The sequence below is a fragment of the Streptomyces sp. NPDC055962 genome, assembly GCF_042270185.1.
In the GTDB taxonomy this organism is placed as follows: Bacteria; Actinomycetota; Actinomycetes; order Streptomycetales; family Streptomycetaceae; genus Streptomyces.
In genome coordinates this window covers 18,247-42,130 of sequence record NZ_JBHJYN010000001.1, presented here as the reverse complement: position 1 = coordinate 42,130, position 23,884 = coordinate 18,247, and the positions used below count along the sequence as shown (strand labels likewise).

The 23,884-nt window shown below is 70.3% G+C and carries 20 protein-coding genes and 1 pseudogene; 10 read left to right on the top strand and 11 right to left on the bottom strand.

Annotated elements, in window-relative coordinates; translation table 11 throughout:
* Positions 1–3: 3 nt before the first annotated feature.
* Complete coding sequence (locus ACFC51_RS00170) at positions 4–957, top strand: bifunctional riboflavin kinase/FAD synthetase (protein ID WP_376376537.1); 954 nt, start codon at positions 4–6, stop codon at positions 955–957.
* 93 nt (positions 958–1,050) lie between these two features.
* On the top strand, positions 1,051–2,178 hold the full coding sequence (locus tag ACFC51_RS00165; protein ID WP_376376535.1) for an XdhC family protein: 1,128 nt from the start codon (positions 1,051–1,053) through the stop codon (positions 2,176–2,178).
* A gap of 48 nt (positions 2,179–2,226) precedes the next feature.
* Here the strand turns inward: ACFC51_RS00165 and ACFC51_RS00160 are convergent, their stop codons facing one another.
* The 9 genes from ACFC51_RS00160 to eccE form a co-directional block, all read right to left on the bottom strand.
* Positions 2,227–3,228, bottom strand: coding sequence for an oligopeptide/dipeptide ABC transporter ATP-binding protein (locus tag ACFC51_RS00160; protein ID WP_376526233.1), 1,002 nt, complete (start codon positions 3,226–3,228; stop codon positions 2,227–2,229).
* On the bottom strand, positions 3,225–4,286 hold the full coding sequence (locus ACFC51_RS00155; RefSeq protein WP_376376531.1) for an ABC transporter ATP-binding protein: 1,062 nt from the start codon (positions 4,284–4,286) through the stop codon (positions 3,225–3,227). The genes ACFC51_RS00160 and ACFC51_RS00155 overlap by 4 nt, the downstream gene beginning before the upstream one ends.
* On the bottom strand, positions 4,283–5,203 hold the full coding sequence (locus ACFC51_RS00150) for an ABC transporter permease (protein WP_376376529.1): 921 nt from the start codon (positions 5,201–5,203) through the stop codon (positions 4,283–4,285). The genes ACFC51_RS00155 and ACFC51_RS00150 overlap by 4 nt, the downstream gene beginning before the upstream one ends.
* Complete coding sequence (locus ACFC51_RS00145; RefSeq protein WP_376376527.1) at positions 5,200–6,291, bottom strand: ABC transporter permease; 1,092 nt, start codon at positions 6,289–6,291, stop codon at positions 5,200–5,202. The genes ACFC51_RS00150 and ACFC51_RS00145 overlap by 4 nt, the downstream gene beginning before the upstream one ends.
* Positions 6,292–6,294: 3 nt before the next feature.
* Positions 6,295–8,169: an ABC transporter substrate-binding protein gene (locus ACFC51_RS00140; protein ID WP_376526231.1), complete on the bottom strand. Its 1,875-nt coding sequence runs from the start codon at positions 8,167–8,169 to the stop codon at positions 6,295–6,297.
* Positions 8,170–8,366: 197 nt separating this feature from the next.
* A complete protein-coding gene (locus tag ACFC51_RS00135) occupies positions 8,367–11,366 on the bottom strand; it encodes an SCO5717 family growth-regulating ATPase (RefSeq protein WP_376526229.1) in 3,000 nt (999 codons plus the stop codon).
* 375 nt (positions 11,367–11,741) lie between these two features.
* A complete protein-coding gene (locus tag ACFC51_RS00130; RefSeq protein WP_376376521.1) occupies positions 11,742–11,975 on the bottom strand; it encodes a DUF397 domain-containing protein in 234 nt (77 codons plus the stop codon).
* An 83-nt stretch (positions 11,976–12,058) separates the two neighbouring features.
* A complete protein-coding gene (locus ACFC51_RS00125) occupies positions 12,059–12,769 on the bottom strand; it encodes a hypothetical protein (protein ID WP_376376519.1) in 711 nt (236 codons plus the stop codon).
* On the bottom strand, positions 12,766–14,106 hold the full coding sequence (gene eccE, locus ACFC51_RS00120) for a type VII secretion protein EccE (protein ID WP_376526227.1): 1,341 nt from the start codon (positions 14,104–14,106) through the stop codon (positions 12,766–12,768). The genes ACFC51_RS00125 and eccE overlap by 4 nt, the downstream gene beginning before the upstream one ends.
* Before the next feature lie 183 nt (positions 14,107–14,289).
* Between eccE and eccB the strand changes: the two genes are divergently transcribed.
* From eccB to ACFC51_RS00080, 8 genes are all read left to right on the top strand, one after another.
* Positions 14,290–15,819 carry a type VII secretion protein EccB gene (gene eccB / locus ACFC51_RS00115; protein ID WP_376526225.1) on the top strand — a complete coding sequence of 510 codons (1,530 nt, stop codon included), beginning with the start codon at positions 14,290–14,292 and terminating at the stop codon, positions 15,817–15,819.
* Between the two features lie 11 nt (positions 15,820–15,830).
* Positions 15,831–17,078, top strand: coding sequence for a type VII secretion-associated serine protease mycosin (gene mycP / locus ACFC51_RS00110; RefSeq protein ID WP_376376513.1), 1,248 nt, complete (start codon positions 15,831–15,833; stop codon positions 17,076–17,078).
* Positions 17,079–17,242: 164 nt separating this feature from the next.
* Positions 17,243–17,683, top strand: a complete 441-nt coding sequence (locus ACFC51_RS00105) for a hypothetical protein (protein WP_376526223.1) — start codon at positions 17,243–17,245, stop codon at positions 17,681–17,683.
* A 95-nt stretch (positions 17,684–17,778) separates the two neighbouring features.
* Positions 17,779–19,413, top strand: coding sequence for a hypothetical protein (locus ACFC51_RS00100; protein WP_376526220.1), 1,635 nt, complete (start codon positions 17,779–17,781; stop codon positions 19,411–19,413).
* Positions 19,414–19,438: 25 nt separating this feature from the next.
* Positions 19,439–20,695, top strand: a complete 1,257-nt coding sequence (locus tag ACFC51_RS00095; RefSeq protein ID WP_376526218.1) for a S8 family serine peptidase — start codon at positions 19,439–19,441, stop codon at positions 20,693–20,695.
* A 76-nt stretch (positions 20,696–20,771) separates the two neighbouring features.
* Positions 20,772–21,125: a WXG100 family type VII secretion target gene (locus tag ACFC51_RS00090; RefSeq protein WP_376376505.1), complete on the top strand. Its 354-nt coding sequence runs from the start codon at positions 20,772–20,774 to the stop codon at positions 21,123–21,125.
* A 65-nt stretch (positions 21,126–21,190) separates the two neighbouring features.
* Positions 21,191–21,490, top strand: a complete 300-nt coding sequence (locus ACFC51_RS00085) for a WXG100 family type VII secretion target (RefSeq protein ID WP_329233491.1) — start codon at positions 21,191–21,193, stop codon at positions 21,488–21,490.
* A 151-nt stretch (positions 21,491–21,641) separates the two neighbouring features.
* The gene (locus ACFC51_RS00080) at positions 21,642–22,058 is read left to right on the top strand and encodes a hypothetical protein (RefSeq protein ID WP_376376503.1); all 417 of its coding nucleotides are present in this window, start codon (positions 21,642–21,644) and stop codon (positions 22,056–22,058) included.
* A 146-nt stretch (positions 22,059–22,204) separates the two neighbouring features.
* On the opposite strand, the gene ACFC51_RS00075 is transcribed toward ACFC51_RS00080, so the two are convergent.
* Together ACFC51_RS00075 and ACFC51_RS00070 are read right to left on the bottom strand one after the other, a co-directional pair.
* Positions 22,205–22,996, bottom strand: a complete 792-nt coding sequence (locus tag ACFC51_RS00075) for a hypothetical protein (RefSeq protein ID WP_376526216.1) — start codon at positions 22,994–22,996, stop codon at positions 22,205–22,207.
* A 223-nt stretch (positions 22,997–23,219) separates the two neighbouring features.
* Positions 23,220–23,868, bottom strand: a pseudogene (locus ACFC51_RS00070) (transposase family protein); the annotation flags it as partial.
* Positions 23,869–23,884 lie beyond the last annotated feature (16 nt).

Sequence of the window (23,884 nt, the reverse complement as noted above, 5' to 3'; positions counted from 1 at the left end):
ACAGTGCACTGCTGGCGTGGCTTGGAGGACATCCCTGAGGGCTGGGGACGCAGCGTCGTCACCATCGGCTCCTACGACGGGGTGCACCGCGGACACCAGCTGATCATCGGCCGTGCCGTGGAGCGGGCGCGGGAGCTGGGCATTCCCTCCGTCGTCGTCACCTTCGACCCTCACCCCAGCGAGGTCGTCCGCCCCGGCACGCACCCGCCGCTGCTCGCACCGCACCACCGGCGTGCCGAGCTCATGGCCGGACTGGGTGTGGACGCGGTGCTGATCCTGCCCTTCACCACCGAGTTCTCGCAGCTCTCACCGGCCGACTTCATCGTGAAGGTGCTCGTCGACAAGCTGCACGCCGAACTGGTCATCGAAGGTCCCAACTTCCGCTTCGGCCACCGGGCCGCGGGCAACGTCGCCTACCTCGCGGAGCTCGGTCCCACCCACGGCTACGGCGTCGAGGTCATCGACCTCTACGTGAGCGGTGACGCCGGCGGCGGCGAGCCGTTCTCCTCCACGCTCACCCGCCGTCTGGTCGCGGAGGGCGACATGGCGGGGGCCGCCGAGATCCTCGGCCGCCCGCACCGGGTCGAGGGCGTCGTCGTACGCGGGGCCCAGCGCGGCCGCGAGCTCGGCTTCCCCACCGCGAACGTGGAGACCCTGCCGCACACGGCGATCCCCGCCGACGGCGTCTACGCGGGCTGGCTGACGGTGGCCGGCGAGGCGATGCCCGCCGCGATCTCCGTGGGCACCAACCCGCAGTTCGACGGCACGGAGCGGACCGTCGAGGCGTACGCGATCGACCGCGTCGGCCTCGACCTGTACGGGCTGCACGTCGCGGTGGACTTCCTCGCCTACGTGCGCGGCATGCTGAAGTTCGACTCGATCGAGGACCTGCTCGTGGCGATGGCCGCCGACGTGAAGCGGTCGAGCGAACTGGTCGCGGCGTACGAGCGCGCCTGACCCCTTCCGCGCCTGACCCGTTCCTGTGGTGCGGACGCCGGGACCGGGGCATCGTCGGGGGCAGGAGCCGTCGATCCGGAAGGGCGTCCGCCCGTGCGTGAACTGCTGTCGGAACTGCGTGCCTGGCAGGCCGCCGGTACGCCCTTCGCGCTGGCCACCGTCGTCGCGGTCCGGGGCAGCGCGCCGCGGGCCCCCGGCGCCGCGATGGCGGTGACCGCCGCCGGCACGGTGGCGGGCAGTGTCTCCGGCGGCTGTGTCGAGAGCGACGTGTACGAGGTCGCCACCGAGACGCTCACCACGGGTGAGACACGGCTGATGACGTACGGCATCAGCGACGAGGAGGCCTTCGGGGCCGGTCTGACCTGCGGCGGGACCATCGAGGTCCTGATCCGTCCCTGCGTCACCGCGGCCGACCGGGAACAGCTGCGGGAGCTGGCCGACCTCGTCGCCGCGGGTGAGCCCGTCGCGCTCGCCACCGTCGTGTCCGGAGCCGCCCCGCCGGGCGCCCGCCGTCTGGTTCTCGGCGGCCGCACCAGCGGCTCGCTCGGCGACGCGGGGCTCGACGCCGCCGTCACCGACGACGCGCGCGGGCTGCTCGCCCAGGGAGCGACCGGCACCGGCCGGTACGGCCCGCACGGTGAGCGCCGGATGCAGGACGTCACCGTCTTCGTCCAGACGTACGCCCCCGCGCCACGGATGCTCGTCTTCGGCGCCATCGACCACGCGGCCGCCACCGCGCGGATCGGGTCCTTCCTCGGCTACCGGGTGACCGTCTGCGACGCCCGCCCTGCCTTCGCCACCCGGGAGCGCTTCCCCACGGCCGACGAGGTCGTCTGCGCCTGGCCGCACACCTACCTGGAGTCGACCGAGGTGGACGCGCGCACGGTGGTCTGTGTCCTGACCCACGATCCGAAGTTCGACGTCCCCCTGCTCGCCGCGGTGCTCCGCACACCCGCCGCGTACATCGGTGTGATGGGCAGCCGGCGTACCCACGACGACCGGATCGCCCGGCTGCGGGAGACCGGGGTGGACGAAGCGGGCCTCGCCCGTCTCGCCTCACCCGTGGGCCTCGACCTCGGTGCCCGTACGCCGGAGGAGACGGCCGTCTCCATCGCCGCCGAGATCATCCAGCACCGCTGGGGCGGCACGGGCCGTCCACTGGGGGAGCTGACCGGCGCGATCCACCACGCCCCCGGGGCCACGGGGGCGGCCACCGGGTGACGGCGGCTCCCGGGTGACCGCGGCTCCCGCGGTCACCCGGGCGACGGTCTACGGGACCGCCTCCACCTCCGCCGCGGCCCAGTGGCAGGCGACCTGCGTCCGGCCGTCCCCCTCCAGCACCGGCAGATCCTTCGTGCGGCACGCGTCGGCGACGCCCGCGCGCTCCGCCTCGCCCGAGGCGAGGACCTGGCACCGGACGTGGAAGCGGCAGCCGGACGGGACCTTCGACGGGTCCGGCGGCTCGCCCGAGAGGATCACCGGCTCGCCGTCCGCCTCCGGCAGCACGGACAGCAGCGCCTGGGTGTAGGGGTGCCGGGGAGCCGTGAGGATCTGCTCGACGTCACCCATCTCCACGATCCGGCCGAGATACATCACGGCGACGCGGTCCGCGATGTTCCAGGCCAGCCCCAGATCGTGCGTCACCACCAGTGCCGACAGGCCCAGTTCGTCACGCAGACGCAGCAGCAGCGCGAGGATCTCGCCGCGCACGGACGCGTCGAGCGAGGCCACGGGCTCGTCCGCCACGATGAGCTCCGGCTCCAGGACCAGCGCGCCCGCGATCACGACGCGCTGGCGCTGGCCGCCCGACAGCTCGTGCGGATAGCGCAGGAAGAAGCGCTCCGGGGGCCGCAGCCCCGCCCGCGCCAGCGCCCCGGACACCGCTGCGTGCTCGTCGCCCGCGTAGCCGTGGATGCGCAGGCCCTCGGCGACCGCGTCGTACACGGTGTGACGGGGGTTGAGGGAGCCGCTCGGGTCCTGGAGCACCAGCTGCACCCGCTTGCGGTACGCCTTGAGCGCCCGGCCCGCGTAGTCGAGGGGCTCGCCGCCGAAGGTGACCCGGCCGGCCGTCGGCTCGACCAGACCCATCAGCGACCGGGCCAGCGTCGTCTTGCCGCAGCCCGACTCCCCGACCAGGGCGACGATCTCGCCGGGACGGATGTCCAGGTCGACCCCGTCGACCGCACGCGCGGTCGCCGCCCCGCGACGGCCCGGGAAGGCGACCTCCAGCGCCTGGGCGCTCAGCAGGGGGGACGGGGGAGTGGTGGTCATGAGGTGCTCCTTGCTTCCTCGGCGCCGCCGGCCGGACCGCCCGGCGCGCCGGCGCCCGGCTCCACCAGCACACACGCCGCCCGCCTCGACGGGCCGGCGGCTCTCAGCTCCTGGTCCTCGGTGGCGCAGGAGTCCAGCGCCACCGGGCACCGCGGATGGAACGTACAGCCCGGGGGCAGTGCCGACGGGTCCGGCGGATCGCCCGGCAGGCCGCGCGGCGCGTGCCGGGACGCGAGGTCCCCGATCCGCGGGAACGCGGCCGACAGGGCGGCGCCGTACGGGTGCCTGGCGCTCTCGTGGACCTGCTTGGCGGGTCCCTCCTCGACGACCCGGCCGGCGTACATCACCGACAGCCGGTCGCAGGTGTCGGAGAGCACCGCCAGGTCGTGGCTGATCATGATCAGCCCGAGGTCCTGGTCGCTGACGAGCTGTTCGATCAGCCGCAGGATCTGGGCCTGGATCATCACGTCGAGGGCGGTGGTGGGTTCGTCGGCGATGATCAGCCGCGGGTCGCAGGCCAGCGCCATGGCGATCATCACGCGCTGGCGCTGACCGCCCGACAGCTCGTGCGGGTAGGCGTCCGCGCGTGCCGCCGGAAGGCCCACCTGCTCCAGCAGCTCACCGGCGCGCCTGCGCGCCTCCGCCGGGGTGGCCCTGCGGTGCAGCAGGATCGGCTCGGCGATCTGGTCCCCGATGCGGTGCACGGCGTTCAGCGAGTGCATCGCGCCCTGGAAGACGATCGAGGCCCCGGCCCAGCGCACGGCCCGGAGCCGCCCCCACTTCATGGTGAGGACGTCCTCGCCGTCCAGCAGGATCTCGCCGCTCAGGGTCGCGGACGGGGGCAGCAGCCGCAGCAGGGCGAGCGCCAGCGTCGACTTCCCGCAGCCGGACTCCCCGGCGATGCCGAGCTTCTGGCCCGCCTCGACCCGCAGGTCGACCCCCCGGACGGCGGGGACGGCCGAGGCCCCCGAGCCGTAGGTGACATGCAGGTTCCGGACGTCGAGCAACGGCTGCCCGGTCTCCGGTTTCGGAACGCTCTCGGTCTTCACGGCGGTCAACGGGACACCCCCAGCTTGGGGTTGAGCACGGTCTCGATGGTGCGGCCGCACAGCGTGAACGCGAGGGCGACGACCGCGATGGCGAGTCCGGGCGGAGCGAGGTACCACCAGTTCCCGGAGCTGACCGCTCCGGCCTCACGGGCGTCCTGGAGCAGACCGCCCCAGGAGACGATCGTGGGATCGCCGAGGCCGAGGAAGGCCAGGGTCGCCTCGGTGAGGATGGCGGTGGAGATCACCAGCGTGGTCTGCGCGAGCACCAGGGGCATCACGTTGGGCAGCACGTGGCGGGACATGATGTGGCCGTGCCCGCCGCCGAGCGCCTTGGAGCGCTCGATGTACGGACGGGACTCCACGGACAGCGTCTGCGCGCGGACGAGCCGCGCGGTCGTCGGCCAGGTCGTCACCCCGATGGCGAGGACCGTCGTCCACAGGGACCGCGAGAGCACGGTGGCCAGCGCGATGGCGAGCACCAGCGTCGGCATGACCAGGAACCAGTCGGTGATCCGCATGACGACGTTGCCGTACCACCCCTTGAAGTGACCGGCCGTGATGCCCACCAGGGTCCCGATGGCCACGGAGAGGAACGCGGCGAGCAGCCCGACGGTCAGGGACACCCGCGTCCCCCACACGAGCAGGGCGAGCAGACTGCGGCCGAACTGGTCGGTACCGAGCGGGAACTCCGCGCTCGGGGACTCCAGAGGGCCTCCCGGCGCGCCGGTGACGCTCTGGGAGTCCGCGCCCACCAGCAGCGGGGCGGCCAGCGCGGCCAGCGCGATCAGCGCGAGCACGGTGAGGCCCGCCAGGCCGGCCCTGTGGGTGCGGTACTGCTGCCAGAAGCGGGCCGCCGCGTGGCGCCTGCGGGTCCAGGTCAGCGCACGCGGGCTCAGCGCACGCGTGGCGTCGGTCGTGGTCGTCATCGGCCCACCCGGGGATCGAGGAGCGGATAGATCACATCGGCGAGCGTGTTCATCAGGATCACCGCGGCGGCGAAGATGAAGAACAGCGCCTGCACGAGTGGCAGATCGGGCACGCTCAGCGCCTGGTAGAAGAGCCCGCCCAGGCCGGGCCAGGAGAACACCGTCTCGACCAGGATGGCGCCCGCCACCGTGTTGCCCAGGTTGACGAAGAGCAGCGTCACCGTCGGCAGCATCGCGTTCGGGACGGCGTGGCGGCGGCGTACGAGGTCGTCACGGAGGCCCTTCGCACGGGCCGTCGTCAGGTAGTCGCTGCCCATCTCGTCGAGCAGCGAGGACCGCATGACCAGCAGGGTGCGCGCGTACTCGACGGCGACGAGCGTGACGACCGGCAGGACCAGGTGGTGCGCGACGTCGAGGACGTATCCGAAGCCGCTGGAGTTGCCGGACTCCATGCCGCCGGTCGGGAACAGGCCCGGGATCGGTCCGATGCCCACCGACAGGGTGACGATCAGGAGCAGGCCGAGCCAGAACGAGGGCACCGAGTACAGCGTCAGGGCGAACGCGGTGTGGAAGCGGTCCCCGGCCGAGCCGTTGCGCCAGGCGGACCTGGCGCCGAGCCAGATACCGATGGCCGTGTAGATCACGAACGCGGTGCCGGTGAGCAGCAGCGTCGCGGGCAGCGCCTCGGAGATCTTGTCCATGACCGGGGCGTGGAACTGGTACGACGTCCCGAAGTCGCCGGTCAGGGCCTTGCCGCAGTACTCGGTGAACTGCTGCCACAGCGGCAGGTCCAGGCCGAATTCCTTGCGCATCGCGGCGATCTGTTCGGTCGACACCTGCCGGCCGCCGGTCATCTGCTTGACCGGGTCACCGGGGATCAGGCGGAACAGGAAGAAGCTGGTGACGAGCACGGCGAACAGCGAGACGGCCGCACCGGCCAGCTTGCCCGCCGCGTAGCGGAGATAAGCGGTCGTGCTGCGGGCGCGTGGACTGCGGGCCGACGGCCCGGCCGGAGCCGGGCCGTCGGTCTGCACAGCGTCCACGCCCGCCGCGCCCTTCAGGAGCGCGGGAGTGCTTTCTGTGCTCATGGACTATTCACGGTCTTCCGCGGTGGAACGACGACGCATGGCGAACAGCAGCCCGCCACCGGCGAGGATTACTACGGCGACACCGACCCCGATGAGGACCCCGGTCGAGCTGCCGCTGTCGCCGGACGAACCGTCCGACGCACCGGAGGCCGGGACCGCCGACCACCAGCTCCAGTAACCGTCCTGACCGTAGATGTTGCCCGCGTCCGACGGCATCGTCGTGATGGACTCGATCTGGTCGGTGCGGTAGGCCTCGACGGCATTCGGGTACGCCATGACGTTCATGTACCCCGTGTCGTACAGCCGCGACTCCATCTGCTTCACGAGGTCGGCCCGTTTGGCGGGGTCGTACTCCGCCGTCTGCTTCGCGTAGAGCTCGTCGTACTGCTTGTCGCAGATGAAGTTGTCGGTCTGCGCGGTCTCCTTCGGCTTGACCGGCAGCGCGGCGCAGGTGTGGATCGACATCACGAAGTCGGGGTCCGGATTGACGGACCAGCCGTCGAAGGCGAGGTCGTACTCACCCGCGTACCAGGGGTCGGAGACGTTGTCGCGGCAGTCCACCTTCAGACCGACGCCGAGGTCGCCCCACCACTCCTGGAGGTACTTGCCGATCGCCTTGTCGTTGGGGTCCGTGGCGTGGCACAGGATGCGGAAGTCGAGCGGCTTGCCGTCCTTGCCGGCCCGCTTGCCGGCGCTGTTCTTCTTGTACCCCGCCTCGTCGAGGAGGGCGCCGGCCTTCGCCGGGTCGTAGGCGAGCTTCTGAGCGCCCTCGGGCTTCCAGAAGTACGAGCCGTAGCGGGGCGGGATGTAACCCTCGCCCTCTATGGCGTAGCCCTGGAAGACCTTGTCGATGATCGTCGTACGGTCCACGGCCATGAACAGTGCCTGGCGGACCTTCTGGTCCTGCAGCGCCGCGTGCCCGTCGCCGAACTTCTTGCCGTCCTTGGTCTGCGCGCCCGGGTTGGTGGCCAGTGCGTAGAAGCGGCGTCCGGGGGCGTCGTTCACCTTGATGTTGTCGGCGGTCTTCAGCGAAGCGGCCTGAGCCGGGGTCAGGCTCGGGCTGCCGGCGACGAAGGAAACTTCACCCTTTCGGAGGGCGGCGACGGCTGCGTCCTGGTCCTTGTAGTACCGGAAGACGAGCTCGTCGAACTTGGGCGCTCCGCGCCAGAAGTCCTTGTTGGCCTTGAGCTTCACATAGCTGTCGACCTTGTAGTCCGTCAGGATGAACGGCCCGTTCCCCACGATCGGGAACTTCGTGTCGTTGTTGAACTTGGAGAAGTCGCCGACCTTCTCCCAGACGTGCTTGGGCACGATGGGCACGTCCAGCGCCGTCATCGTCGCCTGGGGCTGCTTCAGCTCGATGACGAGCTTGTCCGGGCTGGGCGCCGTCACCTTCTTGAAGTTGGCGACGAAGCTGCCGTTGGAGGTCGCGGCGCCCTCGTCGGTCATCATCGTGTTGAAGGTCCACGCCGCGTCCTCGGCGGTGGCCTTCTCGCCGTCCGACCACTTCGAGTCGGACCGGATGGTGTACGTCCACGTCAGCTTGTCCGGCGACGGCTCCCACTTGGTGGCGAGGCCGGGGATCGTGTGGCTGTCCTTGGCGTCGTAGTTGGTCAGGAAGTCGTACATCAGGCGGCTGATGCTCGTGGAGAGCAGCCGCTGCGCGAGGAAGGGGCTGAGGGAGTCGACGCTCTGCGCGACCGCGACCGTGAGGGTCGACGTACTGTCAGCCGCCTGCGCCTCCTGCGGGGCTGGGCCGATCGGGTTTCCGGGGACGACCGATCCGGCGGCCAGCGCCAGGGCGGCGGCTCCGGAGGCGAGAAGGATGCGCAGGCGGCCGCGTGGGCGGGCCTGGCGTGGAGGGAATCTTGTGACCATGGACGTGGACCTCGCGTCATGACTCGCATGGTGAAGGCGGGCAGATCTCTGGTTCGCCAGCTGGTGAAGCGAAGGTTTATCAGCGCCGGTCGAGTTGCGTCAACGGTCGGCCAAACCGCGTGTGGTCTGCGGGAATGCAATGAGGGCTCGCACCGTGTGAACGGTGCGAGCCCTCATTGGTTTAGACCTCTACTGCCTTACTGCTGAGGCGCCGGCGGCGGCTGCGGAGGGTGCTGCTGCCAGCCCGCGGGCGGAACGGGGCCTTGCAGTTCGGGCTGTCCGGACTGATGTGCCTGGCCATCGTGTTGTGCGGGCGGCGCCGCCGGTGCCGCAGGTGCCCCGCCGGCCTGTCCCTGGGCGGGTGGCTGCTGCTGCCAGCCGTTGTCCTGTGCGCCCTGGCCGGGGTGCGGCGGGTACGGCTGCTGCGGCGCGGCCGCCTGCTGGGCCGGGGGCTGCTGTCCCCCGTACGGCTGCTGCCCGCCGTAGGGCTGCTGGGGTGGATACGGCTGCTGCGGCTGCCCCGGGTAGGGCTGACCGGGGTACGGCCGGCCCGGCATCGGCTGCTGCTGTCCGGGGTACGGCTGCCCCGGCTGCTGCTGCGGCGCGTACTGCTGCCCGCCGGGCATCTGCTGACCCGGCATCTGCTGTCCCGGCATCGGCGGCGCGAACTGCGGGGGCGGGTTGCTGCCGTCCGCCGTCCACAGCCCCTGCTGCTGCTGGGCCCGCTGGAAGTCCTCCGCGACGAGCGCGGAGAGGTTGAAGTAGGCCTCACGCGTCTTCGGCCGCATCATGTCGAGGTCGACCTCGGCGCCCGCCGCGAGGTGTTCGTCGAAGGGCACGACCACCACGCCGCGGCACCGCGTCTCGAAGTGCTGCACGATGTCGTCGACCTTGATCATCTTTCCGGTCTCGCGGACCCCGGAGATGACGGTCAGGGACCGCTGCACCAGTTCCGCGTAACCGTGGGCCGACAGCCAGTCCAGCGTGGTGGACGCGCTGGAGGCGCCGTCGACGGACGGCGTCGAGATGATGATCAGCTGGTCGGCGAGGTCCAGCACGCCACGCATCGCGCTGTAGAGCAGGCCGGTGCCCGAGTCCGTGAGGATGATCGGGTACTGCTTGCCGAGGACGTCGATGGCCCGCCGGTAGTCCTCGTCGTTGAAGGCCGTGGAGACCGCGGGGTCCACGTCGTTGGCGAGGATCTCCAGGCCGGAGGGCGCCTGCGAGGTGAAGCGGCGGATGTCCATGTAGGAGTTGAGGTACGGGATCGCGCCCACCAGGTCGCGGATCGTCGCCCCGGTCTCGCGGCGCACCCGGCGGCCGAGCGTGCCGGCGTCCGGGTTGGCGTCGATCGCCAGGATCTTGTCCTGCCGCTCGGTGGCCAGCGTCGATCCGAGCGCCGTGGTCGTCGTGGTCTTGCCCACGCCGCCCTTGAGGCTGATGACCGCGATCCTGTAGCACGACAGCACCGGCGTACGGATCAGGTCCAGCTTGCGCTGCCGCTCGATCTCCTCCTTCTTGCCGCCCAGCCTGAAGCGGGACGCGGCGGAGGGGGTGCGGCTGCTCTTGGCCTTCTGCTTGCCCCGGACCAAACGGTCCGACGACAGCTCCACCGCGGCCGTGTAGCCGAGCGGGGCGCCGGGGACGGAACGCTCGCGCTGGTCATGGGTGACCGGCGTCGGCCAGGCGGATCCGGTGCGCGGGTCGACGGGCGGCGCCTGGGGTGCGGGAGGCTGGGGCTGGTACGCCTCGGGCTGCTGCTGCTGCTGCTGCTGCTGCGGAGCGGGCAGGTTCGCTGCGCCCTGGGCCGGCTGCTGAGGGATCTGCGGGGGGAGCGGTGCTCCCTGCGCGGGGAACTGCGGCGGCTGGGCTGCCTGGGGAGCCGGGAAGCCGTACCCGCCCTGAGGCATTGTGCCCGGGGGCAGCTGGGGCGCTCCCTGCTGCTGGGGCTGCTGGGGCTGCTGTGGGAAGCCGTAGCCGCCCTGCTGTGGTGCCTGGGGGAAACCGTAACCACCCTGCGGAGCCTGCGCGTCGGGCCGCACCGGCTGCTGGGGTGCCTGCGGGGACGGCTGCGCGGGCGGCGTGGACGCCTGGGGGAAGCCGTGTCCCGCCTGCGGCGCCTGCGGGAACCCGTAGCCGCCCTGCGGCGCCCCGGTGGCCGGAGCGGCGGGCTGCTGCGCGGGCCACTGAGGCGCGGACCGGGGCGCGCTCGGCTGCTGCGCCGCCGGCTGGAAGGCCGGAGGAAGCGGTGGAAGGGCGCCCTGCGCGGGCGGCGCGGGGGACCACGCTGCGGGTGCGTCGGACGGCGCGGCGCCGGCTGGCGCCTCGTCCGGTGACCCCCCGGCGGCGGGTGCGACCACCGGCGGAGTGTCCTGGGGCGTCGCGCCGGACGCGGTGTCCATGAGCGCGTCGGCGCGCGAGGTCCGTGCGTCGACCGGCCAGTCGTCCGCCTCGGGGGCGTCGGCGGCGGCATCGTTGGAGTCCTGCGCCGTGCCGGTCACGGGGACGTCGGTCCCGGCCGACCCTGATGCCTCGTCCGCCGCGTCCGTCTGCGAGGCCTCGGCAGAATCATCCGTGGGGGCCTGTGCGTCGGCCGCACCGGCCTGCTCCTCGCCGTCGACCTCGGACGGCGCACCCGACGGCGCGGGCTCGGTGGAATCGCCGGAACCGGATGCCTCAGCCCCGGCCTTGTCCGCCTCGCGCTCGGCGATCTCCCGCTTCAGCGCGGCGGGGGAGAAGCGCATGGTCGCGCCGCTCTCAACGTCTCCGCCACCGAACGGGCCGGACGTGCCGCTCACCGCCGCCGGCGCCTCGGAAGGAGCCGGCGGCGCCGGAGGCGAAGCGGGAGCGGGCGCCGGGGAGGCCGGCGCGGGTGCCGGAGGCGCGGGTTCGAAGGAGGGCGAGGGCTGCTCGGACGACGCGGCCGGCGCGGCTTGCGGTGTCGGCCGCCAGCCGGGCTCGAATCCGCCGGAGGCCGGAATCCCCGGCACGGGCAGCGGTGCCCCCTGCGGCGGCGGAGGCGGTGCCAGGTGCGAGCCGGCCCCACCCGACGAGTCACCCGGCGCGTTCTGCGTGTACCAGGCGGGAGGGGTGTAGTCGATGGTGAACTCACCCGTCATCTCGGCGGGATCCGCGTCGGACGACTCGTCGACGGGCGTGTTCCATCCCCCGCTGATCTCGTCCCGATCGCCGTTCACTTTGCCTCCTGGTGTGGTCGAGCACCCTTGTGCCGTGGTGGGTGGGGGCGACCGTTCCCGTTGTCCGGTCCGCCCGGCTCTCCCCCTTGCGACGCGCAGTGCCTGTCCGCAGGTTCCTCTGCCGCGCCCCCACCCACCCTAATCGCCATGGGGCGCACAGCGGCAGGCCGTATCGCTCAGCAACTGTCCCGTAGGTCACGTTCGACCCCCGGGCGGAGCGAGTACGTCGGATCGTGCGGGAACGGGCCTTACGTCACGCCCGGGGACGGCCGGACACACAGGCCGGCCGGACACGGCTGAGAGGTGTCACAGCCGCGACCGCCCACAGCGAGGGGGCGGCCGTCCACGACAGCCGCCCCCTCACCGTGCGTTCCTCTACTTGAGGTCGAACTCGCCGTCCCGCGCGCCCAGCACGAACGCGCGCCACTCGGCCTCCGTGTAGCGCAGCACGGTCCCCGGGTCCAGCGACGAGCGCATGGCGACCGCGCCGTCCGGGAGATGGGCGATCTCGACCCGTTCCTCGACGTCCTCGGTACCGGGTGCGCTGAGCCACTCCACACCCGAGATGTCGAGAGCGTAGAGCTCGTCCTTTTCCTGCTGGGTGCCCACGGCACGCCCCTTCCGTCGAACTGAGTCGTCCACCCGCCATGATCCTGAAAATCGGTGCGCCAGGGGCACGAACGGGACAGGAATCAGTCCATCCGGCGAGCCGCGCCCAGCAATCCCGTCTCGACGTCCGTCGCGCTGGTCATCACCCAGTGCCGGTCGCGGCCGGCCACCCAGAGCGTGACACCGTCCGCCAGGGTCGGCAGCGCCTCGATCTCCGTCCGGGCGAGCTTCAGGATCCGCCCGATCTGCTCAGCCTCGGCGGGAGACACCCGCTGGACGCCCACGAGCGTCGCCGAGCGCATCAACCGGGGCGCCACAGGGCTCAGATAGGGCAGCAGCGTCAGGACCGACTGCCACGGCGAGGACACCACCCGGCCGCGCGGAGGACGCATGCCGCAGTCGCGTACCACCACCACCGGGCTGCTGACGGTGGCACCGGTCGGCGGAACCCTGCCCACGTCATGCAGGGAGATGCACTCGAGGCCGGCGCCCGCAGCCTGCGCCAGCGTCGTCCATGCCTGCGTGCGCCCCGTCTCGACCGCCACCCGCGCACCGGTGGCCGCCGCGCGCAGCGCCAGCACCTGCGCGGTCCACAGCCCGCCGATCAGCAGGATGTCGTACGGCGCCGGCCGGTGGAACCCGATCATCTGCGGGCGGCCCTCGGAGTCGTCGCCGATGATCACGCCGTCGTCCCCGACGGGCAGCGACAACGCGCCCAGGTGGTCCGCCGCCAGGGTGTGGCCCGCGTGACGGGGACCGAGCAGTCCCCGCCTCGGGACGAGTCGCTGTGTCACTGCGCGCCTCCCAGCGGGAGCGTGGCGAGGACGCCCGGCAGCTGCTCGCGGTCCAGCCGTACGAGGCCGACCTCCGCATGCCGTGCGGCTTGCTCCAATGTCCGTCGTACACCGACCAGTTCGGTGTCCGAACCGCCGGTGATCCGTACGTGGCCGCGCACGGACACGTGGCCCTGGTGCGTACCTCGGCGCACCGTCAGGCTGAACGTCGTCGCGTACGCCGGCACCGAGGTCAGCAGGGCGACGAGCCGCGGAAGCGGAGTCGCCCCCCTGCCCAGCTCGGGCCAGCGGTCCACCGCGTACGTCGTGTGCCAGCGGTCGTCGCAGCGCCAGACCCGGGCGGTCTCGGCGGTCCGCCGCTGGGGAGCGGCGTCGGCGCGACCCGCGCGGGCCGAGAGGATCGGGTTGGCGCACGCGGACGTCGCCACCGCGGAGTTCAGTTCGTCCTGGTCCAGGACCGAGGCCCGGAAGCCCGCACCGGTGATCCGGCTCGCCACATGGTCCGCGGCCCGCACCAGGCAGCGCTGAGCCCCGCCCGTACCGCCGCCGCGCGCATCCACGGCCTCCCGGCACAGCTCCGGATCCAGCTTCACCGCCACCCAGGTCATCCGCAGCGCGGGCGCTCCGGTCCTGTCCTGGAGGGGCCCGTACGAGAGCCGGGCGACCGACCGCTCCGGCAGGTGCGGCGCCGGAGCGGGACGCACCTGCTGCACCAGCTGTGCGGACTCCAGCACGATGTCGTCCACCGCGAGCGCGTCACCCAGGAGGGACAGCGGAAGCGCCCGGGCGCCCATGGCCTGGCGCAGCGACTCACCGCTCGCCTCGACCCGCACCACCGCGGTCAGGAACGTGCCGTCGCCGACCATCCCCACCGTGCGGCGTGCGCCGTCCACGTAGATGTAAGGGGCGAATCCCGGCACGCTCTCCGCGACGGGCGCCAGCTGAGGTTCCGTCTCCGGGGGAGGTGCCGCGGCGGTGTTCCTGCGGCTGCGCAGGGAGGACACGGTCGACAGCCAGTCCTGCACGGCCCGGCCCCGGCGGCGTACCACCGCGAGGAGAACCAACAGACAGGCGACGACACCGGCGGGGATCACCCAGGCACCACCCGCGGCGGCACCCACCACGGCGACGGCCAGAGCCGCCTCGACCAGCACCAGCCGGCGCAGCGCGGGACCGACGCGGCCGGTCCTGGAGATCGAGTGGAGCGTGGTCGCCGCAGGGGCGTCGGCAGACGGGCGGGGGGCTGCGCCGTCCGGCCCGTTGCTGCGTTGCCGTCGGGAAGGGCCGGGCGTTCGGTGGGCAGACCGCCTCGTGCGCTCCCCCGTCGCTGCACCCATCGCCGCGTTGCCCCCTCGTGTCCGTATTCACCGTTTTTTGCACGGGCGTTGATCGGGCGATCACCCTACCTGAGCGGTGAGAGCCAAGTGCCAACAGGCATAGTAGGGGTCCCGGTCGGAGGCGCCGGTCCACGGCGGGTGTGGGAACCTGGTCGCCCACTGGGGAGAAGGGGCAGCGCGCACATGGCATCACGGCGGGACGAACTCAATGCCTACACCTTCGCGAAGCGGAGGTTGGTCGCACAGTTCCTGCAGCCCCACCCGTCCGGCTCGGAAGAGGGCGCGCCGCGCCCTCTTCGCGCGGTGGTGCCCGGAGTCGTCGTCGGCGCGGTCGTCCTGGCGGTGTTCGGGGCCTGGGGGATGTTCAAGCCCGTGGCCCCGCAGAAGTGGGACACCCCGTACGAGAACGTCATCATCGCCAGCAAGTCCACCACCCGGTACGTGGTGTTGAAGACCGACGGCAAGACGCAGCTCCACCCGGTGCTCAACATGTCCAGCGCCAAGCTCCTCCTCGCCCCCGACAAGGGCACGGTCGTCAACGTCGACGAGTCGGTCCTCGACAGCGGCAAGATCCCCCACGGGGCGACTCTCGGCATCCCGTACGCCCCGGACCGCCTGCCCGACAAGAGCGAAGCCGGTTCCACGAAGCGCTGGGCGGTCTGCGAACGGCCCGGTGAGGGCGGCAGGGCCATCCAGAAGGCGGCGTTCGTCTTCGCGGAGCGCGAGCAGAAGAAGACCGACGGCGCCGCCAAGCTGCGGGGCGGCGAGGTCATGTACGTCGAGGGCCCCGGGCCGGAGAGGACCCGTTACCTCGTCGACGCCACGGGCAAGGCCTACCCGGTGAAGAACGACGAACTGCTCCTGCGCACCCTGGTCGACGAGGGCCGCGCCCAGCGGGTGTCCGCCGACTGGCTCGCCACCCTGCACATGGGGGACGCCGTCTCCTTCCCCTCCATCGACGGAACTCCCGGCAGCGACGCCGGTGTTCCGGGCCGGCTTCAGCCCGGCGACAACAAGGTGGGGATGGTCCTCGCGGCGACCGCCGGCACCAGGACCCAGCAGTACGTGGTCCTGCCGGGCCGGGTCGCCCCGGTCTCCGACTTCGTCGCCAAACTCCTGCTCAACAGCCGCGCCCTGGTCAACCTGAACCCCGACGGCAAGGTGAAGCACGTCAGCGCCGGAGCGTTCCGGCCCGGCGAGGCGTTCGGGCAGCAGTGGGACTGGCCCACGAGCGAGCCGAAGCCCGTCAACTCCGCGGCCACGACGAGCGGAAGCCGCAACACCGTGTGCAACGTCCTGCGCGACGTCGCGGACAAGGACGGTGCCACGACGCTCAGCACCTGGGCGGGCGCGGGCTTCCCCGCCACCCTGCCCACCGGCTCCAGCAGCGCCTACGTCACTCCCGGATCCGGCCAGCTCTTCCGGCAGTTCAAGGGATCCAGCCCGGAGTCCGGTCCTCTCTTCCTGGTGACCGACACCGGTCTGCGCTACGCCATGCAGTCCAACGGCGACAGCGTCCAGGGCGACTCCGGAATCGGTGAGTCCGGCACGAAGGAGGAGAGGGAGCAGAGGCAGCAGGAGGCACAGCAGGCGCAGAACCAGCTCGGGTACAAGGACGTCACCCCCGCGGCCGTCCCCGCCGCCTGGTCCGCCTTCCTGCCGACCGGGCCACGCCTGTCGACCGGTGCCGCACGCCAGCCGCAGGGTTCGTGAGGAGCGACCACGTGACCACGCACCCCTCCTCCCGCCGACGCCTCCTGACGGCCGGTGCCGCCACGGCCGTCATCCTCGTCACCCTCCCGGCGCTGCCCGCGGCCGCCGAGGACTCCACCCAGTGCACCTTCCCCTCGAAGAAGTACGTGGGCCGCCCCTGGGCGCTGCAACGCGTGCTGATGGACGAACTGTGGGAGGAGTCCACGGGCAAGGGCGTACGCGTGGCGGTCATCGACACCGGTGTCGACGTCAAGAACCCGCAGCTCACCAAGGCGGTGGACACCGGGAGCGGCCGCAACTTCCTCGACAGGGACCTCAAGGACGAGAACGGCAACAAGCTGGAGCGCGGCAAGGAGAACGGCACCACCGACCTGGTCGGCCACGGGACCAAGGTCGCCGGCATCATCGCCGCGCGCGAGGCGAAGGGCACCGGCTTCACCGGCCTGGCCCCCGACGCGACGATCATCCCGATCCAGCAGAACGACGCCGAGGGCCACGGCACGGCGGAGTCGCTCGCCACCGCCATCAGGTACGCCGTGGAACAGGCGGACGCGGACGTCATCAACATCTCCCAGGACACGGCCAACGCGGTGGAGCCCACGGCACTTCTGCAGCAGGCGGTGAACGCCGCCCTGGCCGAGGACGTCGTGGTCGTCGCCTCGGCCGGCAACGACGGCCTGGGCGGAAACGTCAAGAAGACCTACCCCGCCTCGTACGACGGTGTCCTCGCTGTGGCCGCGTCGGACCGGAACAACGAACGGGCGGCCTTCTCCCAGTCCGGGGACTTCGTGGGTGTCGCCGCCCCCGGCGTCGACATGATCTCCACGGTTCCCGGCGGGGGACACTGCTCCGACAACGGCACCAGCTTCTCGGCCCCGTACGTCGCGGGAGTCGCGGCCCTCATCAAGGCCAAGCACACGGACTGGACGCAGGAGCAAATCGTCGCGCAGATCGAGCAGACGGCGGAACGCTCGGTCGCGGGCCATGACCACCTGGTCGGCTGGGGCGTCGTCGACCCGGTGCGCGCTCTGACCGAGGACGACAAGCCCATCGAGAAGCCGGTGGCGCACGAGGGCGTGAGCAAGGGCGAAGCACCGATGCCCGCCGCGTTCCACCTGGGTGAGACCGCCGACGAACGCAACGCGCGACTCGCGACCTATGTCGTGGTGGGCGGTGGAGTCCTGGTCGCCGCCATAGCGGGCGCGGCCGTGGCCATGCGCGACAGACGCCGGCGGCAGGGGCGACCGGGCGGTGCGTGACCCCGGACGACAGGGTGCGTCGGGGAAGTCACGTGATGGACAAGACAGTTGGTCCTGTCAGTGCCATTGGCTAGAGTGATGCGATGGTGCCAGTGGTGTTCACGTGGGTGCGATAGCAACGCGAAACGGACTGTGCAAACGGGGAAACGGGGAAGGGCAGCGACGTGACCAGAGGCAAAGGGGATCTCCGTAAGGGCGTAGGCGCCCTGGAGAAGTTCCAGAAGAGCGTGAACGCGCTGCTGGCGGAACTCGAGAGCTCGCCGGCCGGCAAGTCGAAGGTCGCGGCACAAGCGGTGTCGCGTTCCTCCTTGAGCGGCCAGAACGCATGCTTCGCGGAAGCCGATGGGCTTTACACCCAGTACAACCGCGTCCACGAGTCGCTCGTCACCCTCTCCAAGTCCCTGGGCGACCAGATCGAATACCTGAGCCTCGGCGTGCACGCGGCGGCGGTCGGCTTCGACAACGTGGACGACGACACGCGGCGCCGGTTCTACGAGATCCAGGCGGATCTGGACGAGCAGCGGGAGAAGGCACAGGCGGAGAAGAAGCCTGCGCCGGAGCAGAACGCCGACAAGCAGAGTGACGCGGGGTGGGCAGCCGAATGAGTGAAGCGAACAAGCCGGAACAGGGTTCCGAGGCTCCCCCGCAGCTGACCCCCAAGGAGCAGCAGGAGCAGGACCAGGAGCGCGTCCAGGGACAGTTGGTCGTCACGGACGTCACCCGCCAGATGCAGGGCGTGATGGAGGTGTTCGGCTTCGGGGGCTCAGGCTCCTCGGGCCGGACGTCCTTCGAGGGGCACGAGCTCAACGCGATGATCGACCTGATCGAGAACTCCAATCCGGAGCACCTCGAAGAGGCGGGCCAGGCTCTTCTGAAGGCCAGAACCTCGCTCAACGAAGCGGCGAAGGAACTGGGCGGCTTCATCGAGGGCGTCGACTGGGAAGGCGAGTCCGGAACGGCATTCCGTGACTGGGGCAGCGGTCTGGTCGCGCACGCCTACAAGCTGGGCGAGTTCGCGCAGACGGCCGGCACCCAGATCACGGTCGCGGGCACGGGCCTCGCCTCGGTCCGCAGTTCCCTGCCGCCGCGCGACACCCGTCTGATCCGCAAGTCCCCGGACGACATCGAGTCGCCGGCGCGCATCGACGGCAACCCGGAGTACGCCGCGGCGGTGAAGGTCGAGAAGGACCGCCAGGAGGCCATCAACCAGGCCAACCGGCTGGCGTCCTACTACGCGGTCTCGGAGGAGACGCTGGCGGCCCAGGAGCCGCCTCGGTTCGAGAAGAAGCTCGATGTGGCGATGCCGCGGCCGCAGGGTGGCGGTCGCCGACCGGTCGAGCCTGGCGCATCGTCGGAAGGCTCCGAGTCGCCCAGCAACGTTGACTCCGGCAGCATCGCAGGGAATGTGGTGACCGGCAGGCCCGGGTCTTCAGAGAGTGGCCAAGGCTTTGGAACACCCGCCGCAGTGGCACCTGTTCCGGAAAGGGGCGTCTCGACAGAGATCGACAGCGTCGCCACGCCGCCGGCACCGGTGACCACTCCAGCTACGACACCTCCTGCGCCGACCACGAGCCCTGCGGGCCCAGGGGGCGGCCAGAATCTGCCCCTTGCGAATGGCTTCGTGAACCCATTGACGAACAGTTCGCGGGGGCCCCAGACACCCACGGGTACTCCCCGAGCCTTCGGCCGGGCCGGTGGTGATACCCGGACAGGTAGCGGCCCGGCGTCCAACAGCCACACCACCGGACCTCAGGTGGGGCGCCCCTCTCCCATGAACGGAGGCACGCCGCCCGCACGTGGGGTCGCCGGTCCGCAGTCCCCGACCGTTGGTCGGTCCGGTGTCACGGGTGGCAGGCCGACATCAATGGGTCACGCGGGCACGTCCGGCACTTCCGCCCCGCGTGCAGGCCGAAGCGGCATCGTCGGGGGTACACCCCAGCGCTCCGCCCCCGGGACGGCCGGAGGTACGCGCGGTGCCCTGCGCGGCACGGTCATCGGAGCCGGCGGTGCGGCACGGCCGGGAGGACCGGTCGGCGGGGTCGGACAGAGTGGCGTCGTCGGCACCAAGAGCGGCAACGCACCTCGTCCTGCAGGGCGGGGTACCCCCAGTACCAACGGAGTCGTCGGTACGCCCCGTGGTGGTCCAGCACGCCCCGGGGCAGGTGCGAAGGGCTTCACCGCAGGCGGTGCGGGTCTCGTGCGTGGCCCGGCAGGCCGGAAGGATTCCCGGGGCGAGGAAGAGGATGACGGCCTGCCGCGCCCGGACTACCTGACGGAAGACAGGGAAACGTGGGAAGCCGGCCGACGCGGGGTCGCGCCGCCGGTGATCGAGTAGGTACACGGAAGGTTCAGAAGTCGGGATGACAGCAGGAATGAGCCAGACTCGGAAGCGCCGTATGCCTCTTGGAATGAGAGGACGCCTGCTCGGCACGATGGCTGTGGCCACTGCCTGGAGTGTGGGTTTCGTGGGAGTTGTTCCCTCCGCGCTAGCTGCAGACGTGCAGTCCAAGCAGTGGTATCTCAGTGCCATGCAGGCCGAGGACATGTGGAAGACGACCACGGGCGAGGGCATCAAGGTCGCTGTCATCGACACCGGAGTCAATTCGTCCACGTCGTCCCTGGAAGGGCAGGTCCTCAAGGGGTTTGACGCTACGGGCGTCGAGGGCGACGAGACCGACGACTACGAGGGTCATGGCACCACAATGGCCGAGTTGATCGCAGGCACAGGCAAGGGCGGAGGCTTGAAGGGGCTGGCTCCAGGGGTGAAGATTATCCCGATGCGAGTTGCGAGTTCCGACTGGCACCCGAAGGGCTCCGTGAATTCCCTCGATACCACGGACGCGATTCGGGCTGCCGCCGACACCGACGCTAAGATTATTAGTATGTCGTTCGGTAACGACTTCGCTTTGGATGAAGAACTCGAAGCGGTTAAATATGCTCAGAGTAAAGGGAAGCTCTTCTTTGCGGCCGTAGGGAACGAGGCAAAGAAGGGTAACCCGGTCAGTTATCCCGCAGCGTATCCCGAGGTTGTAGGCGTCTCTTCGGCAGATCGCGAGGGAAAGGTGGCCGAGTACTCGCAGAACGGGAGCACGGTTGATATCGCATCTCCCGGTAACGATATTCCCTACTGGTGTGACGAGACCTTCCAAACTTACTGTGATGGCGACGGAGGAACGAGTGCAGCCACCGCCATCGCCTCCGCCTCCGCCGCCCTCGTATGGTCCGCTCACCCGGACTGGACCGCGAACCAAGTCCTCAACGTCCTCTTCGACACTGCCAGCCGGGACTGGAAAGACGACACGCTCAGCAAGTATCTCGGCCACGGTCTGATTCGCCCTTCCATGAACATCCTGAAGGGCAAGGGCGAACCCGGCGACCCGGACATCAGCCCTCTCACCAAGGAGAAGACGTCCGGCTCCGCAGGCTCAGCCGCCCCATCTGCATCAGCCTCGTCACAGCCTGGGAAGAACGAGAAGGCTGAGGACGCAGCCATGGCAGGCTCCAGCGCGGAGAGGGACGACAACAGCCAACTCGGCCTGATCATCGGCGGAGTGGCAGTCGTGCTCGTGCTCGGCGGCGCCGCTTTCGCGCTCGCCCGCAAGCGCCGCGCAGCCTGATCGACCGTAGTTCCTCATATATGCCCCCGGCGGTCACGCCGGATCGGAAAAGAGCACCAGGAAGGACGCCAGCACCATGGCAGATCAGAAGCTTTCAGATGAAATGCTGCTCAAGCTCGAGGGCGAGCTCACCAAGCGCTTCGAGTCCGTGAAGGGCCAGCTGAAGACGCTCCAGGCCACGATCGACAGCCTGGAAGGCGCATGGAAGGGCGTCGGCGCCAACGCCTTCAACGCCAAGCAGGACGACATCAACCGGAGGATGGGCAACATCGCCACCCGCCTGGTCAACTTCCAGGAAGCGATCAAGGCGGCCCGGACCATCTCGGGCAACACCGAGGACGAGATCAGGCAGGCCCTCCAGGGCGTCGACGTCGTCGGCGGTTACTCGACGGGCTCCGAGGCCAAGACGTCGGCCATCAACGCGCTCTGACCTCATCCGTTCTCGTACGACGTACGAGAACCGTCTCACCGAACTAGATCGAACTGGAGGACCACATGCCCAGCAACGACGGCACGATGGTTGTCACTTATTCAAGCCTGGACCAGGCCGCCGGGGACATCGACCGGCAGAGCAGGCAGCTCCAGGAGGACCTGGCAGCGATCAAGCGCATGGTCGCCAATGTCTCCGAGCTCTGGGTGGGCGAGGCCAAGACGGCGTACGACGCCGCTCAGGCCGGCTGGGACCGCGACGCCACGGGTATCCACACCGCCCTGTCGGAGATCTCCCGCAAGGTGCGCGACGCCGGCACGGCCTACCAGGCCGGTGACAAGCGGGCGCGGGCCAACTTCGAGTAGGCACAGCTCAAGAACGGACCAGGTCAGGGTGGGCACGCACGGGAGGTGCCCACCCTGACCCGTGTCGTGAGGCCGCGCTGCATTTCCCTGTCCGGTTGTCGCGTGTACGGCCGTGCCTCCGCGGCAGGCACCGGATCGCTAGGCTCCGGCCATGACTGCTCAGTGGTACGTCCTCATCGAGGAGGACACCCGTGTGAGTCGACGAGCCGACGGCGTCGACCTGAAACTCCACCGCTGGACCCTGGCGGCCAGTCACCCCGTCCGTGGCACGGAGGAACAAGCGCTCGCGGCGGCCGAGGACGCGGCCCTGCACTACCTGCCGGCCGTCCTGGCACGCCATGCCCGACCGGGTGACACCCCCGCCCGCCGCGCTTTCCTCACCTCCGACGGCGCCTGGCTGGTCCGGCTCCAACAGCACCACCGGGATTGCCACATACGTGTGACGACGGCGCGCCTGATGCACACGCAGGAGGAGACGCTGGCTCCGCCCAAGTCCTTCAAGCAGAAGGTCAAGCACGTTCTGGACGGGCCCGAGCCTTCAGAGGCCCCGTGGGCGCCCAAAGACTAAAGGGTGTCCCGTAACTGGTGGCACGCTTGGTGGGTTGGTCGGGCACAGGTGGGGTGATCTCAGCGGGTGATCCCAAGTGGATCGAGCCCTTCTGTCCCTGGATTGCGTCGGCAGGAGCGGCTCGTGTCGCCCTCGACAGTCAGGGCTCAAGCACCCTGCTGCGGGACGGAGGCCACAACCACCGACCCCTGCTGCCCCGGAGGCTGGGGCGGTCCGGCCACCATCGCCTGCACGAGTGCCGACAGCACCTCGCCGCGTTGCTCCTGGGACAGATCGCCATCAGCAATCAAACGCTCGGCAGCAAGGTAGCGCGACAATTCCAGCGGCTGGTCGAAGTAGGACCGCAGGTGCGTCGCCGCCGCCTCCTGCGACCGTACGAACGTCTTGCTCACGAACGCGGCCAGCGCAGCGGACACCGCCCCTAGACCTCCAACAACAATGGCGCCGGCCGTCGTGCTGGCGACCAACGCCAGAATGGTAAACAGCACCAGGAGAACGAAGCCGGTCCACATCGCCCGCTGCGCGCTCTTGAAGGACTTTTTCGCCTGACCGGTGGCAATCTCGTGATACAGGCTCAGACGCGCGTGCGTAGTCGTCCACAACTCCGGCAATCCCAAGGCGCCGTGCCGGGGCTCCTCCGACGTATCCTCTTCGACCTGGTCCGACGGCTGCGGCTGGCCTTCCTGAGGCCGCCGCTGGGGGGAGACATGAAGATCGCGCCCAGCTGGGGCGACGCCGACGGAACCTACCCCACGCAGCGCAGACTCCAGCGCAACCTCCGCAGCGTTCAATCGAGCTCGACTCTCGCCGATCCTCTCTCGGTCATGATCCTTGAGCACGATTGGTATGACCGCTAATGTCGCTGCACTCGTCACCCCTAGGATGAGTCCGAGGACGAGAGAGCCGAAGAGGCCAATATCTACATCCTTGTCAGTCATCAAAGCGTCAATCCACCCGAGACGATCTGCCGTGTAAGCGATCGCAGTCGAGCAGATGACCAGAAGTACCGTCCCCCCAAGTCGCGTCCGAAACCAGCGTCCCGATCCCATGTTGCGCATGGGGATGACGATGCCGTGTCCGCGTAGAGGCGTCCACCGCTTCCAGGTTTTCTCGCTGGGCACACACGAATCGCGCATCCCCCCAAGGGCTGTCTCGTAAATAGCGGGCGCATCGGTGTTCGGCGTTGTCCTCCTCTCGGCCTCTCGGCCGCGCAGGAGTGGGCGTCCGGCTCTTCTGCGGTGCGGGACGATCAGGCCGGTTTCCAGGTAGGCGCCGTCTGCGATGACTGTTGTCCCGGCCGCGACGGCGGGCAGGTCCGGTTCTCGCCAGGGTGGGCGTCGGCCTTGTTCCCGGGGACGGGGTGGGCTGAGGCGATCACCAGGCGGCTGTCCGCATCGATGATGACCTGCGCGTTCGCCGAGAACCGATAGGTGCGGGAGGACGCGGCGACCTTGCGGTCGCGGACCGGGACCGGGGTTCCGTCCACGATGCACAACCGTTCGACGTCCGCGACGGGCCGCGGTGCCGGCTCGATCGCGAGGAGCGGCCGCAGGCGATGGATGACCCGGCAGACGGTGGCCGGGGAGATCCCGAAGAGCGAGGCGAGCCGGCGGCGCATCGTGAGGTTGGACCGGTGGTAGCCGGCCACCAGGAGGACCCGGTCCGCCAGCGGCAGGCACCACGGGCGCCCTCCACCGGGACCGTTTCCTCCCCGCTCCCGTACTACCTTCACCGACTTCTCGAACCGGCCCATGCGCAAGCCGGTGAACGTCTCCACCCACAACGGCTCGGCCCGCAACACCCCACCGATACACGAGGAATGCCTT

Bases quoted from the DNA above. Each gene is read 5' to 3' on its own strand.
- ACFC51_RS00160 (WP_376526233.1), bottom strand. From the start codon at position 3,228: ATGACCACCACTCCCCCGTCCCCCCTGCTGAGCGCCCAGGCGCTGGAG.
- ACFC51_RS00150 (WP_376376529.1), bottom strand. From the start codon at position 5,203: ATGACGACCACGACCGACGCCACGCGTGCGCTGAGCCCGCGTGCGCTG.
- ACFC51_RS00145 (WP_376376527.1), bottom strand. From the start codon at position 6,291: ATGAGCACAGAAAGCACTCCCGCGCTCCTGAAGGGCGCGGCGGGCGTG.
- ACFC51_RS00140 (WP_376526231.1), bottom strand. From the start codon at position 8,169: ATGGTCACAAGATTCCCTCCACGCCAGGCCCGCCCACGCGGCCGCCTG.
- eccE (WP_376526227.1), bottom strand. From the start codon at position 14,106: ATGGGTGCAGCGACGGGGGAGCGCACGAGGCGGTCTGCCCACCGAACG.
- eccB (WP_376526225.1), top strand. From the start codon at position 14,290: ATGGCATCACGGCGGGACGAACTCAATGCCTACACCTTCGCGAAGCGG.
- ACFC51_RS00095 (WP_376526218.1), top strand. From the start codon at position 19,439: ATGACAGCAGGAATGAGCCAGACTCGGAAGCGCCGTATGCCTCTTGGA.
- ACFC51_RS00090 (WP_376376505.1), top strand. From the start codon at position 20,772: ATGGCAGATCAGAAGCTTTCAGATGAAATGCTGCTCAAGCTCGAGGGC.
- ACFC51_RS00085 (WP_329233491.1), top strand. From the start codon at position 21,191: ATGCCCAGCAACGACGGCACGATGGTTGTCACTTATTCAAGCCTGGAC.
- ACFC51_RS00080 (WP_376376503.1), top strand. From the start codon at position 21,642: ATGACTGCTCAGTGGTACGTCCTCATCGAGGAGGACACCCGTGTGAGT.
- ACFC51_RS00075 (WP_376526216.1), bottom strand. From the start codon at position 22,996: ATGACTGACAAGGATGTAGATATTGGCCTCTTCGGCTCTCTCGTCCTC.